Annotated in this window: 10 protein-coding genes; 1 reads left to right on the forward strand and 9 read right to left on the reverse strand. The window is 70.0% G+C overall.

Translation table 11 applies throughout. The annotated features are described in order from the left end of the window. Positions 1 to 83: 83 nt before the first annotated feature. The 7 genes from trxA to ACZ4M5_RS25640 all read right to left on the reverse strand — a co-directional run bounded on the left by trxA (position 84) and on the right by ACZ4M5_RS25640 (position 9,840). Positions 84 to 416: a thioredoxin gene (trxA, locus tag ACZ4M5_RS25610; RefSeq protein WP_103545205.1), complete on the reverse strand. Its 333-nt coding sequence runs from the start codon at positions 414 to 416 to the stop codon at positions 84 to 86. 44 nt (positions 417 to 460) lie between these two features. Then, entirely contained in the window at positions 461 to 1,429 is a 969-nt protein-coding gene (gene trxB, locus ACZ4M5_RS25615) for a thioredoxin-disulfide reductase (RefSeq protein WP_467740160.1), read from the reverse strand. A gap of 168 nt (positions 1,430 to 1,597) precedes the next feature. Continuing rightward, positions 1,598 to 2,539, reverse strand: a complete 942-nt coding sequence (locus tag ACZ4M5_RS25620) for an anti-sigma factor family protein (protein ID WP_467740161.1) — start codon at positions 2,537 to 2,539, stop codon at positions 1,598 to 1,600. Then, entirely contained in the window at positions 2,536 to 3,261 is a 726-nt protein-coding gene (sigM, locus tag ACZ4M5_RS25625) for an RNA polymerase sigma factor SigM (protein ID WP_467740162.1), read from the reverse strand. Before sigM ends, ACZ4M5_RS25620 begins: the two co-directional genes overlap by 4 nt. A 27-nt stretch (positions 3,262 to 3,288) precedes the next feature. Continuing rightward, positions 3,289 to 4,980: a protein kinase family protein gene (locus tag ACZ4M5_RS25630; RefSeq protein ID WP_467740163.1), complete on the reverse strand. Its 1,692-nt coding sequence runs from the start codon at positions 4,978 to 4,980 to the stop codon at positions 3,289 to 3,291. Positions 4,981 to 5,120: 140 nt separating this feature from the next. Further along, positions 5,121 to 7,406 (reverse strand): murein biosynthesis integral membrane protein MurJ, encoded by a 2,286-nt coding sequence (gene murJ, locus ACZ4M5_RS25635; protein ID WP_467740164.1) that lies wholly within the window; start codon positions 7,404 to 7,406, stop codon positions 5,121 to 5,123. A 43-nt stretch (positions 7,407 to 7,449) separates the two neighbouring features. Beyond that, complete coding sequence (locus ACZ4M5_RS25640) at positions 7,450 to 9,840, reverse strand: DUF6049 family protein (RefSeq protein WP_467740165.1); 2,391 nt, start codon at positions 9,838 to 9,840, stop codon at positions 7,450 to 7,452. Positions 9,841 to 10,093: 253 nt separating this feature from the next. On the opposite strand from ACZ4M5_RS25640, the gene ACZ4M5_RS25645 reads away from it, so the two are divergent. Next, positions 10,094 to 11,539: a CCA tRNA nucleotidyltransferase gene (locus tag ACZ4M5_RS25645; protein WP_467740166.1), complete on the forward strand. Its 1,446-nt coding sequence runs from the start codon at positions 10,094 to 10,096 to the stop codon at positions 11,537 to 11,539. A gap of 111 nt (positions 11,540 to 11,650) precedes the next feature. On the opposite strand, the gene ACZ4M5_RS25650 is transcribed toward ACZ4M5_RS25645, so the two are convergent. Together ACZ4M5_RS25650 and ACZ4M5_RS25655 are read right to left on the reverse strand one after the other, a co-directional pair. Then, positions 11,651 to 12,154: an LppU/SCO3897 family protein gene (locus tag ACZ4M5_RS25650; RefSeq protein ID WP_467740167.1), complete on the reverse strand. Its 504-nt coding sequence runs from the start codon at positions 12,152 to 12,154 to the stop codon at positions 11,651 to 11,653. A gap of 124 nt (positions 12,155 to 12,278) precedes the next feature. Continuing rightward, a complete protein-coding gene (locus tag ACZ4M5_RS25655; RefSeq protein ID WP_467740168.1) occupies positions 12,279 to 13,544 on the reverse strand; it encodes an MFS transporter in 1,266 nt (421 codons plus the stop codon). Positions 13,545 to 13,600 lie beyond the last annotated feature (56 nt).

Genomic DNA, 13,600 nt, shown 5'->3' on the forward strand with positions numbered 1-13,600 from the left:
CAAACGAATGGGCCAGCCCTCTCGGGCTGGCCCATTCGTGTTTCACGTGAAACATGCACCACCGATGCGGCGGCACGATCGCCTTACTCGGCGATGAAGTCCTCCAGGTCACGCACGATCGCGGCCTTCGGCTTGGCACCCACGATGGTCTTGGCGACCTCGCCACCCTGGTAGACGTTCAGGGTCGGGATGGACATGACGCCGTACTTGGCGGCCGTGCCCGGGTTCTCGTCGATGTTGAGCTTGACGACCTCGATCTTGTCGCCGTACTCCGAGGCGATCGCCTCGAGGGACGGAGCGATCTGGCGGCACGGACCGCACCAGGCGGCCCAGAAGTCCACCAGGACGGGCTTGTCGCTCTTGAGGACGTCCTGCTCGAAGGAGTCGTCGGTCACGTTCTTCAGGGTGCCGGCCACGGCGGGCTCCTTAACTGTTGGTGCGTGGGGCGGGTAGGGGAAAGTCAGACGGCAGTCTTCTCGGGCTCGGGCTGCTCCTCGTCCGCCAGGGCGGCGAGGTAGCGCTCGGCGTCGAGAGCGGCGGCGCAGCCGGTGCCGGCTGCGGTGATGGCCTGCCGGTAGGTGTGGTCCACCACGTCGCCGGCGCCGAAGACACCGGTCACGTTCGTCCGCGTCGACGGGGCGTTCACCTTCAGGTAGCCCTCCTCGTCCAGGTCGAGCTGGCCCTTGAAGAGCTCGGTGCGCGGGTCGTGACCGATCGCGATGAACAGTCCGGTCACCGCCAGGTCCGACAGCTCCCCCGTCTTGAGGTTGCGCAGCTTCAGGCCGGACAGCTTCGGGTCGCCCTGGATCTCGGCGACCTCGCTGTCCCAGACGAACGAGATCTTCGGGTCGGCGAAGGCGCGCTCCTGCATGGCCTTGGAGGCACGCAGGGTGTCGCGACGGTGGACGATGGTCACGGACTTGGCGAACCGCGAGAGGAAGGTCGCCTCCTCCATCGCGGTGTCACCGCCACCGATCACGGCGATGTCCTGGTCCTTGAAGAAGAACCCGTCACAGGTGGCGCACCAGGACACGCCACGGCCGGAGAGCGCGTCCTCGTTCGGCAGGCCGAGCTTGCGGTGCTGCGAGCCGGTGGTCACGATGACGGCCTTCGCCCGGTGGACGGTGCCGGCCGTGTCGGTGACGGTCTTGATCTCGCCGCTGAGGTCGACAGCCACGACATCGTCCGGGACGAGCTCGGCGCCGAAGCGCTCCGCCTGAGCGCGCATGTTGTCCATGAGCTCCGGGCCCATGATGCCGTCCTGGAAGCCCGGGAAGTTCTCGACATCGGTGGTGTTCATGAGCGCGCCACCGGCGGTGACGGCACCCTCGAAGACCAGCGGCTTCAGCGACGCGCGCGCGGTGTAGAGCGCCGCCGTGTAGCCGGCGGGCCCGGAGCCGATGATGATCACGTTACGGACGTCGCTCACGGCTGGATTCCTCGTCTCTGGACTGCGTCGTTCGACCGGTGAAAGCTCGTCTCGGAACTCTCACCCCACCCAACGGATCCTAAGGGGCTGGCATTCCCGCTGTGCCCGGGCACACGGAGCCGCCCCCTCTGTGCCGGTTACCACACAGGGCGAAGGTGAAGCGCTCCGTCACACGGACGGGTACGAGCGCTCCAGAAGGATCTTGCCGGAGGTGGAGGAGGCTCGGTGATCCACACACGTGGCATCGACGATGTACGCGGTGACCCGGGTCGGATCCGAAGCTGCGGGCAGCAGGACGAGCAGAGCCTTCTTCCCCTGGTACCTGCCGTGCTCGACGGCCAGGGCGGCGTCGTCCCGGCCGATGCCGTCGCGTACGCAGCCCGGTACGACGGGCTCCTTGAAGACCTTGGGACGATTGCCGTCGGGTGCGGTCGCGGCGCCGAGCGGGGTGCGGGAGTTCCCGCCGCCCTCGGTCTTCTCCTCAGCCTTCCCCTCAGCAAGGAGACCGGCTACCTGCTTCTGCAGCTTCTCCGCGGAGAAGGTGTCCGCTGGGGCCGTTGTCCGTTCCCCTGCCGTGTCATGGCCCGGTTGGTCGTCGCCGAGCGATGCCAGCAGGACGGAGCCGAGACCGAGAGCGGCGACGGTGAAGACGGTGCCCAGGACTGCGATCCTGCGACGCCCGGGGCGTGTGCGGTCCTTGCGGCCCGGGCCGGTGGTGGAGGCGCGGGGACGGCCTGCGGGACGGCCGACGGGCGTCGATGTTTCACGTGAAACATGTGCGACGGTCGCGTCCTCGGCCGGGGCACCGGAGCTGTCGAGTGGCTTCTCCGTGGACTCCCGCCCCTCGGTGTCCCTGGTGTTCAGCAGGGCCTCGGCGGCCAGAGCGTCGTCGATGCGGTGCGCGACGTCATCCGGCATGCGCGGTGGACCCGGCAGGGTGCCGAGCAGTCCCCGGATTTCCTCCAAGGAGGCATGGACGTCCGCGCAGAGCTCGCACGCATCGAGATGACGGCGCACGGCGGAGCCGCGGGACGGTGGCAGAAGGCCTTCGGCGAGGTCGGAGATCTCTGTGACGTCCGGGTGCCCGGCCATGTCTGTCGTCGACGTCACGCTCGTCCACCTCCGCCCTTCACTGCAGCTGAGTCACTCGGTCCTGTGTCCGGCGGTTGCGCCGGAGGCGGTCCCGCTGCGGGTGGGACGGTCGGCTCCTGCGTCTGGTTCCGTTCCTCGCCAGGATTCTCGCTCCCGGCGCCGCCCTCCGGCCGGAGGTGGGTCAGCAGCGGCTGGAGTCTGGCCCGGCCGCGTGAGCAACGGCTCTTCACCGTGCCGGTCGGCACGTCGAGGATCCGGGCCGCTTCCGCGACGGGGTAGCCCTGCATGTCCACCAGGACGAGGGCGGCGCGCTGATCGGTCGGCAGGGTGCCGAGGGCCTGGACCAGCTGTCGGTGGAGATCGTTGCGCTCGGCCGGTGCCGAGGCGGACTCGTGCGGCTCCAGGAGCTGCTCCAGCCGCTCGGTGTCGTCGACGGGGGAGGTCTTGCGGGAGGCCACCTTGCGGGCGCGGTCCAGGCAAGCGTTGACCGTGATGCGGTGCAGCCACGTCGTGACGGCCGACTGGCCCCGGAAGGTGTGGGCGGCCCGGTAGGCGGAAACGAGGGCGTCCTGCACCGCGTCAGCGGCCTCCTCGCGATCCCCCAGGGTGCGCAGGGCGACGGCCCACAGCCGGTCCCGGTGCCGCCGCACGATCTCACCGAAGGCGTCGGGGTCGCCTTGGACGTGTTGGGAGAGGAGGTCCTGGTCGCTCACTCCGTCGTACCCGGTGCCGTCTGCCATCGGCCCCCTTCCTCGAGGCAGATGCCGTCAGCTGGTCACCTTGATGTCCACCACGCGTCCGCGGTAGTTGCCCTCGGCGGTCAGCGGCAACTTGGTCAGCCACACCAGGAGGTACCGGCTCTTGACCGACTCGTCGGGCTTGAGTGCCACGGTCGTACCGGATCCCTGGGCGACCTCGTCGTAGGCGTCGAGGGACGCGGGTTGCGTGGTGGCGTCGCCGGCGGCGCGCAGTTCCACGGAGGTGGCGCCCTGGAAGGACACCGTCACCTGTCCGACCTCCTGGACCTTGCCGAGGTCGAGGATGACGCCCACACCCGACTTCAGCCGCCCGAAGTCGGCGCTGGTGTAGAAGCTGGTCTCCCAGTACGTGCCCGGAGCGCTGTCGTGGACGCGGCTCGTCTCGTCCGGGTTCTCGGAGCCGTCGCTGCCCAACGGGTCGAAGTCCTTGGCGCCTTCGATGGCGAGAGGCTTGCTGAGCGGCTTCTTCGGGCTCTTGTCGTTCCCGTCGTTGGTCTGGCTCTGACCCGGGTCGTCGTCCTGACCGCCGTGGTCCATCAGGGCGTCCGCCAGCTGCCAGCTGCCGAGGCCCAAGGCCGCGATGAGCAGGGCGGACACGGCCCACTTCAGTGCCTTGCCCGTGCGGCTCTGCAGCGGGGGCGGCGGAGTGGTGACCGGCTGGGTCGCTCCGGGATGCCCGCTCTGACGGCCGTAGGAGCCCTGCTGATAGGTGGTGCGCTGGTACTCGGGCGGGGCGGTGAACGCCGGCTCCGGCGGGCGGATACGCGGCATGTCGCCGATCGCCTTCACCAGCTCCTCGGGCGTGGTGCAGGGCGATTCGTGCCGGGAGGCGGTGGCACCGTCGTTGGCCAGTGCGCGCATGGAGAGTTCGGACAGACCTCGGTGCACACCGGCGCGCACCTGGTCCGGCGCGATCAGGCCGATGTCCTTCGGCAGGCCGGACAGCCCGTAGGCGTCGCTCTCGTACGGCCAGCGCTGGGTCAGCGCCGCGTACAGGAGGGCGCCAATGGCCTCCGTGTCCGTGCGCTGCGGGGTGGCGGAGGAAATGCCGCGCAGGGCGGCGTTCACGGCGAGACCGCGGATGCGCCACTGGCCGGTCGAGGCACGCAGCACGGCGTTGGGGTTCAGCCGCAGATGGGCCAGGCCCTCCCGGTGGGCGGCGGCCATGGCGGAGGCGACCTGGCTCACCAGCTGGTAGGCGTCGTACGGCTCCAGCGGTCCGGAGGCCAGGAGGGTGGTCAGTTCCGTGGCGTCGGGGAGCCACTCGTGGACGACGTAGACGACGTCGTTCTCCTCGACCGCGTCCAGGACCTGTACGAACCGGGGGTCACCCAGGAGGGCGGAGGAGCGTGCGGCGGCCAGGACGGAGCGGGCGCGCGCGTGGTCGGCGGGCAGGATGTGGACTCCGACGGCGCGGCGGAGCTTCTCGTCCACCGCACGCCAGCTGCTGAAGCCGTCGAGGCGGGTGACGCACTCCTCGAGGCGGTAGCGTCTGGCGAGTTTGTGACCGCTGTGCAGTTCGGGCGGCGAGGTCTTTCCGGAACCGTCGGCCCGGGGGCTCTCCTGTACCTCGTCGCTGTCCGTGTCCCGCTCCCGCTTCTTGGCCACCCCGTCGGCCGTGGACTGGTCCGCCTGTGCGGTCAGCGACGTCTCGTCGCTGTTGTCTGCCACGTCGACGGCAGCCGTACTCCGTTCTGCCACCGTCGTTCCTGCCTCCCCATCCATTGCGCGCCGGCCGGCATCCGTTGCGTGCCGTCCGACGCCGAAACCAATTGTGCCCACAGTCCGCCGCTATGCACGACACGCGGTGCCCGACGATGGTTGTGCGCCCGCCTCCCGACTCAGCGTCCCAGGCGCCCGCGGACCATGCCCACCAGGGAGTTGAGCTCCTCGATGCGCATGCGGCGGGCGGCGACGAAGAAGACGGCGAGCAGCACGGCACCGCCCGCGAACACCGCGACGAGCGAGCCGGCGACTCCCTGGCCGAGCGTCTGGCCGATGCCGTAGCAGGCCGCGCCGCTGAGCAGGGCGGCGGGGATCGACGCGATGCACAGCCGGGCGTAAGTGCGCAGCACCCGGGCGCCGTCGAGGTCGCCGCCCAGCCGCTTGCGCAGTCGGCGCCAGGCGACGCCCACCCCGATCGCGTAGGCCAGGCCGTAGGAGGCGGCCATGCCGACGACGGCCCAGCGGGACGGGATGACGAAGTAACAGATCGCCGAGGCGCCCGCGTTGACGGCGGCCACGATGACCGTGTTGTAGAAGGGGGTCCTCGTGTCTTCGTAGGCGTAGAAGGCTCGCAGGACGACGTACTGGACCGAGTACGGGATCAGGCCGAGGCCGAACGCCATCAGCATGAAGCCCATGTTCGTGGCCGCGCCGGTGCCGGAGGAGCCGAACATCAGCGTGCACATCGGGATGCCGAGGGAGAGGAACCCGAAGGCGATCGGGACGATCGCGACGGCGGTGGTGCGCAGGCCCTGCGAGATGTCGTCGCGGACGGCGCCGCCGTCCCCCTCGGCTGCCGAGCGCGACAGGCGCGGCAGGAGCGCGGCCATCAGGGAGACGGTGATGATGGCCTGGGGCAGGCCCCAGATCAGCTGGGCGTTGGCGTAGGCGGCGAAACCGGTGCCGTCCTCGGGCGAGGCCTTGCCGGCCGCGGTGGACAGCTGGATGACGATCATGGCGCCGGCCTGGTTGGCGAGGACGAACAGGACCGTCCACTTGGCCAGTGTGATGGCCTTGCCCAGGCCTTGGCCCCGCCAGTCGAAGCGCAGTCGCAGCCGGAAGCCGGTCTCGCGCAGGTAGGGGATCATCGCCAGCGCCTGGACCACGAGGCCGAGCAGGACGCCGACGCCGAGCAGATGCTGGCCTTCCGGCGGGATGGTCCCGGCCTTCATCCCGGACTCTCCGGCGGTGCCGTAGACGTAGATGAACATGCCCAGCGTCACGATGATGACGATGTTGTTCAGGACCGGGGTCCACATCATCGCGCCGAACTTGCCGCGCGCGTTGAGGATCTGGCCCATCACCACGTGGACGCCCATGAAGAAGATCGTGGGCAGGAAGAACTGGGCGAAGGTGATGGCGACCTGGTTCGCCGCCGGGTCGCTGGCGACCCCGTTGGACAGCACGCGGATCAGCAGTGGTGCCCCGATGACCGAGAGCGCGGTGAGTCCGCCGAGCGTCACGATGACGAGGGTCAGCAGACGGTTGGCGTAGGCCTCGCCGCCGTCCTCGTCGTTCTTCATGGCGCGCACGAGCTGCGGCACGAACACGGAGTTGAGGCCGCCGCCGACGGTGAGAATGTAGATCATCGTCGGCAGCTGGTAGGCGACCTGGAAGGTGTCGCCGAGGAGGCCGACGCCCAGGGCCGACACGATCAGTGCGGAGCGGACGAAGCCGGTGAGGCGGGAGACCATCGTGCCCGCCGCCATCACGGCGCTGGACTTCAGCAGACCGGCGGCCCGCCCGCCCTTCTTCGCAGCGGGGGCGGAAGCGGGCTCCGGCTCGGGCGCCTCCTCCACCAGCGGGGCCGGTGCCGTCTGCCCGTACGCCGCGTAAGGGCTCTGCGGTGCCTGGCCTGGGGCCGGCGACGGGCCGGGGACCGAGGGCGACTCGTACGAGGGGTGCCCGCTGCCCTGCTGCTGGTCGCGGAAGAGGTGCGCGAAGGCGTCCGGCTCCTGGCGCGGCTCGCCGGCCTGGGAGACGAGGTCGTCCACACCCACGAACTGGGTGGTGCGCGGGTCGTCGCCGTAGGGCAGGTGCCGGGTCGGCCCGTCCGGCTCCGGTGCGGGCGTCCGGGCCCAGACCCGCGGGTCTGGCGCGTAGGGCGACTGCGGCGGCTGCGCGTACAGCTGCTGCTGTGCCTGATAGGTGCCCGGAGCGGGCGGCTGGTGCGCGGCGCGGTCGTGGAGCGCCTCGGCGACCGGGTCCTGGGCGGAGAGGTCCTGCGGCCGGTAGGCGTCCTGGGCGTAGGCGTCTTGGGCGTAGGCGTCCTGGAGGTAGGCGTCCGCCGGGTGGGGCGGCACCTGGCCGTGCTCGTCCGGCGCGCCTTCGGGCCCGCCCGCCTCGGGCTGGCCCGGGCTGCCCGCGGCACGGCCGCGGTCACCGTCGTACGGCGCGTTCATGGTTACCCCACCTCATCGTCCCGGGCCCACCGGCCACGACATTTCAACGGTCCACTCTCTCACCCGTGCCGGACGGGTCGGCGCTTTCCGCTGCGGTGTCCGGGGCCGGGTCACTCGGCTGCTCGGAGGTATCCGAGCGTGCGCCGGGCTCCTCTTCCTGACGGTGGCCGGGGGCCTGCGGGTTCCGCGGGGCGTCCGCCGGGCCGTCGGCCTCGCCGTCGGCTTCGGCCGCCTCGTCCTCGGCCGCCTCGCGGGCGGCGGCGCGCTTGCGCTGGGTGTACATCCGGAAGCCGGCCAGGACCAGCAGCAGCACGCCACCGCCGATGACCAGCATGACCGTGGGCGTGACCTCGGTGACGCGCACGTCGAAGGTCACCGGCTCGCCGTACTTCTGACCGTCCTGCGTGTACAGCTGGGCGACGACCTCGGCCCGGCCGTTGGCGTTGGCGGACGTGGTGAACTTCACCGACTGGGCGTGGCCGCCGTTCACGGTGACCGGTTGCTCGTCGTAGGCGTCGCCGCTGATCTTGAGTCGGGTCGGGTTCTTCGACGTGAGCCGCAGTTCCAGGTGCTCGACACCCTGGACCAGGTTGTTCTGGACGGTCACGGGGATGGTGGCGCTGCGGCCGGAGAGCTTGGTCTCCGACTTGTTGATCAGCTTGACCCCGTTGATGAGCCCGTCGAGGTAGCCCTCGATGCCGTCGCGGTATCCCACCGCCGCGACGCCGCGGCCGCGCCACGTCGTGGACATCTCGCGCTCCATGGCGCGTCCGAAGGGCGTCACCACGCGGTCCTGGCGGGTGAGGATCACCTTGAACTTGTCGAGCTTGGCCTGGGTCCGGGCGATCTGCTCGAACGCGGCCCGCGGCAGCTCCTGCTTGCGCAGCGAGGAGGGGTACGCCGACGCCGACGGCACTCTGGTGGTGGCCGCAGGGTCGGGCTTGGTCTTGGCGGCGGCCGTGAGGTCCTGGGACTCGGACCAGGTCCCGTCCTGCAGGGTGCCGAGGGCCTTGGCCATGGCCTGGGCCTGGCTGACGGACGGCATGCGCTGCGGGGCGACGACGACGCTGCGCTGCTTGCCCGTCTGGAGTCCGAAGGCCAGGCTCTGGGCCAGGAACCGCTGTACCGCCAGTGTGGAGGCCGAGGCGCGCGTCAGGTTGCCCTGGAAGGCCGTGGACATCCGGGCGTCGCTCACGACCGCCGTGGTGCCCCCACCGACGGGGCGGGCGGCGGAAGGGGTGTAGGAGAGGTTGTCCTGCAGGCTGTCGCTGCGGGCGATCACCTTGTCGGCGCCCGCGGAGGTCGCGACCTTCACGATCGACGGGTCGACGGCACCGTCCACGGGCCACGCGAAGTCCTTGGACGGTTTCACGTGGAGGATCGTCGGGATCGTGTAGTCGATGACGTCGGTGGCTTCCTTCAGGTGGTTCAGGGTGCCGGTGACGCTCGTGCCCTTGTGGGCGATGGACGCCAGGTCGGGATCGCCGTACGGCAGGGCGACGACCTCCTTGCCCGACACCGCCTCCTGGAGCTCCGCGAGCCAGCGGTTGGCGTCCGCCTGGTGGGTGCCGTCGGTGGTGTCGCCGTCCGGACCGCGCACCTCGTAGCTCTTGGTCATCGCGTCGACGGAGGCCAGCAGGTCCGGGTCGATCACCCAGGTGACGTCGAGCCCTTTGCCCAGCGACACCATCTGGTCGAGACGACCGCCCGGAGCGATCTCCTCGGCGAGCTCGTCGTCGCGGAAGACCGGCGTCTGCTGCTCGTTCGAGCCCGTCTCGGCGACCATGTGGGAGCTGGAGATGAGGGGCCACAGGAATGTGGTCTTGGTCTTGGTCCCGGCTTCCTCCGGCTGCCACGGCAGGAATGTGCGCTGGACGCCGAGGACCTGGTCCCAGGGCTGCGCGGCGGTCTCCCCGGACAGCGCGACGGCGAGCTGGTAGACGCCGTCCTCACCCAGGTCCAGCTCGTCGACCGGTACCGAGATGCTGAAGGGCTCCGACACCCCGGGCGTGAGCCGGGGGAACTTCTCCGTGTACTTGCCGCCGACCGTCTCACCGGTGGGGCCCTGGACGTCGGCGCTCTTCCTGGCGAGAGCGTCGATGGACGAGCGGGTGTCCAGCGGGGGCCCGACCTGGAGGTCGACGTGAGCGTCGGTGACGGCCTGCTTGCCCTTGTTGGTCACCGTGCCCGACACGGTCACCGTGTCACCGTCGGTGGGGGCGCTGGGTGTGAGCGAATCCACGGCGACGGCCACCGAACCCGAGCCGGCCACGGCCCGGGCGGACTCCTGTCCGGCCGCGTCCGCCGGGCTCGCGGCGGGCAGCTGGAGGAGGCCGGCCAGCAGGGGCGCACCAGCGAGCAGTGCCCCGGTGCGCCTCAGCCACCGGCGGGCAGGTGAGGCACTGGTCCCCTGGAAGTCTGCCGCCTCGGCCACGCGCTCGTCCGTCCCTCGTCGTCAGTGGTCGTCGGAATGTGCGTCCACGCATGGTAACGATGCGCGCGGAGGGGAAGTGCCGCGGTCCGCACCACAAGATCGCTCACGACGGTGCGCCTGCCCGGTATGCGATTTTCCGGGGAACGAACGGTCCCTTACCTGTCCGGGGCATGCCTTGTGCCGGTATGGCGGTACCTGTCCGCTCGGATATCCGGGGGAGCCCACGGCACCGGGGCACGTACCCTCTTCTGTTGTGCCGAACGCCAATGAAGACACGTCCAGTGCCCTGAGCCAGGTGCAGCAGCGAGCCGTGAGTGAACTGCTGCGGGTCGCTCCTGTCGCCGATGACCTCGCCCGCCGCTTCCAGGAGGCCGGGTTCTCGCTCGCCCTGGTCGGCGGCTCGGTACGCGACGCACTGCTGGGCAGGCTCGGCAATGATCTGGACTTCACGACCGACGCCCGCCCACAGGACGTGCTCAAGATCGTCCGTCCGTGGGCGGACGCCGTCTGGGAGGTCGGGATCGCCTTCGGCACGGTCGGCGCGCACAAGGGCGGCTATCAGATCGAGGTGACGACCTACCGGTCCGAGGCCTACGACCGGACCTCGCGCAAGCCGGAGGTTTCCTACGGCGACTCCATCGAGGAAGATCTCGTGCGCCGGGACTTCACCGTCAACGCGATGGCCGTCGCGCTGCCGGAGAAGGAGTTCGTCGACCCGCACGGCGGTCTGGAGGACCTGGCGGCGCGTGTCCTGCGCACTCCCGGTACCCCGGAGGCTTCCTTCTCGGACGATCCGCTGCGGATGATGCGGGCGGCGCGGTTCGCGGCCCAGCTGGACTTCGAAGTGGCCCCTGAGGTCGTCACGGCCATGACGGAGATGGCCGGGCGCATCGAGATCGTCTCGGCCGAGCGTGTGCGGGACGAACTGAACAAGCTCATCCTCTCCGCCCACCCGCGCAAGGGCCTCACCCTGCTCGTGGACACCGGTCTCGCCGATCGCGTGCTGCCCGAGCTCCCGGCCCTGCGGCTGGAGCGTGACGAGCACCACCGCCACAAGGACGTCTACGACCACACCCTGATCGTGCTCGAGCAGGCGATGGCTCTGGAGAGTGACGGCCCCGACCTGACCCTGCGTCTGGCCGCTCTGCTGCACGACATCGGCAAGCCGCGCACGCGCCGCTTCGAGAAGGACGGCCGGGTCTCGTTCCACCACCACGAGGTGGTCGGGGCGAAGATGACCAAGAAGCGCATGACCGCCCTGAAGTACTCCAACGAGCTGGTCCGGGACGTCTCACAGCTCGTCGAGCTGCACCTGCGCTTCCACGGCTACGGCACGGGTGAGTGGACGGACTCGGCGGTCCGCCGTTACGTCCGTGATGCCGGCCCGCTCCTCGACCGCCTCCACAAGCTGACCCGCTCGGACTGCACCACGCGGAACAAGCGCAAGGCGGCCGCTCTCTCCCGTGCCTACGACGGCTTGGAGGAGCGGATCGCGAAGCTGCAGGAGCAGGAGGAGCTGGACTCCATCCGCCCGGACCTCGACGGCAACCAGATCATGGAGATCCTCGGCGTGGGCCCGGGTCCGGTCATCGGCCGTGCCTACAAGCACATGCTGGAGCTGAGGCTGGAGAACGGACCGATGGAGGGCGACGCGGCGGTGACCGCGCTCAAGGAGTGGTGGGCGGAGCAGCAGGGCTGAGCCCGTTCAACGGGGAATGTTTCACGTGAAACACACCCTCGGAATTGAGGGTGCTTGAACGAACGGAGGGGCGGTGTTTCACGTGAAACACCGCCCCTCCGTGTGTCCGCCCTACTTCTTGTGGTCCTTCAGGCAGAGCAGGAAGTCCTTGCCGTCACCGCTCTGGGTGTAGACGTACTGGAAGTCCTTGGCCTCGGACTCGCACTTGCTGGACGCCAGGGAGTCCGTGAGGAACTTGCCCTCGATCTTGGCCAGCACCTCGTACTGAGCGGCCGAGTCCTTGCAGTCGACGACCTCGAGGTCCGGGTCGCTGTCGTTGGTGCTGCCGCGGTGCATGCAGTCGCCGACGGCGGCCGTGTTGGCGTCATCCCGGCTGGCTATGTAGCCGCCGATGGCCACGCCGGCGACGATGAGGACGATGACGATGTTCTTGATGGTCTTGAAGCTGAGCTTGCGGCCGGTCGGCTGCGGCGGAAGCGGGGTGCCGCCCGGGGGCGGGAAGCCGGGCTGGCCGGGCTGCTGAGGGACGCCGCCCTGCGGCGGGTACGGAGCCTGCGGCTGGCCGGCGGGCTGGCCCTGTGCGAACGGGTTGCCCTGGGGCGGCGGAGTGGACATACGGGGGTCCCCCTAGAAACACGATGAGTGACGCGAACATGTCGCGAGATAAGACGCACGTAAGCTACCGGCCCGCACTGACAACGCAGTAGCCGGTATAGGCTCTGTGGCATTGATGTGACACTTATCGACGGACAGATCGGGCCATAGCGGCAGCTACTGCCGCGTAGATAACGGCGATCGTGATCACCAGGGGGACGGACCGGCCGTCCGGTGGCAGCATCAGGGCGGCCACGGCGGCGGCCCCGACGAAGAAGACGTTGAACAGCACGTCGTAAACGGAGAAGATCCGGCCACGAAACTCGTCGTCGACGGACGACTGGACGATGGTGTCCGTGGCGATCTTCGCGCCCTGTGTCGTCAGCCCCAGCACGAAGGCGGCAGCCAGCAGCGGGACGGTGGCGAACGGCAGCCCAAGGGCGGGTTCCAGCAATGCCGCTGCGCCCGCGCACACCACGATCCAGCGGCCCGGGCCGAGCCGTCCCGCGCTCCAGGGTGTCACCACGGCCGCCGCGAAGAAGCCGGCACCGGAGACGCCCAACGCCAGCCCCAGCAGCGCGAGTCCGTCGTCGGTCGTCGTGGTGAGGGCGTACCGGCAGAGCATCAGCAGCATGACCAGCAGGGCGCCGTAGCAGAACCGCATGAGCGACATCGCCGCCAGCGCCCAGGCGGCCTCCCTGCGGTCCGGGGCAGCCAGATGGCGCACGCCGGCCGCCAGGTCGCGGGCGGTGCCGGTGAGGGCCGTCCTGATCCGCTGCGTCTGTCCGTTCCGCCGGTCGGGGCCGAGGAGGTCGCGCGCCATGCTCAACGACGCGACGGAGGCGCACAGATAGAGCCCCGCCGCCACGAGCACGACGACCGCGTCCGAGTCCACCGTCGCGAGGCGTACGACGAAGGCGATCCCGCCGCCGGCGGTCGCGGCAAGGGTTCCGGCCGTCGGGGACAAGGAGTTGGCGACGACGAGCCGGTCGGCGTCGACCACGCGCGGCAGGGCGGCGGACAGGCCGGACAAGACGAAGCGGTTGACGGCCGTGACGCACAGGGCCGAGACGTAGAAGAGCCAGTCCGGAGCGGGGCTGAGCATGAGCACGGCCGTCGCCATGGCCAGCAGGGCCCGCAACAGGCTGCCGAACAGCAGGACCTGACGGCGCCTCCACCGGTCCAGCAGCACACCGGCGAAGGGCCCGACGAGCGAGTACGGGAGCAGCAGCACCGCCATCGCGGAGGCGATGGCGGCCGCCGAGGTCTGCTTCTCGGGGGAGAAGACGACATAGGCGGCGAGCGCCACCTGGTAGACGCCGTCGGCTCCCTGGGACAGCAGGCGCACGGCGAGCAGGCGTCTGAACCCCTGGAAACGCAACAGGACCCGCAGGTCACGGACGACGGCCATGGGCCCCAGCCTCACATACGGGGAGGGGCCCCGGGTCATGCGACCCGGGGCCCCTC

The organism is Streptomyces sp. NPDC026246, from assembly GCF_055567995.1.

Coding starts and splice junctions, on each gene's coding strand:
- ACZ4M5_RS25650 (WP_467740167.1), bottom strand. CDS start 12,154: ATGTCCACTCCGCCGCCCCAGGGCAACCCGTTCGCACAGGGCCAGCCC.
- sigM (WP_467740162.1), bottom strand. CDS start 3,261: ATGGCAGACGGCACCGGGTACGACGGAGTGAGCGACCAGGACCTCCTC.
- ACZ4M5_RS25655 (WP_467740168.1), bottom strand. CDS start 13,544: ATGGCCGTCGTCCGTGACCTGCGGGTCCTGTTGCGTTTCCAGGGGTTC.
- murJ (WP_467740164.1), bottom strand. CDS start 7,406: ATGAACGCGCCGTACGACGGTGACCGCGGCCGTGCCGCGGGCAGCCCG.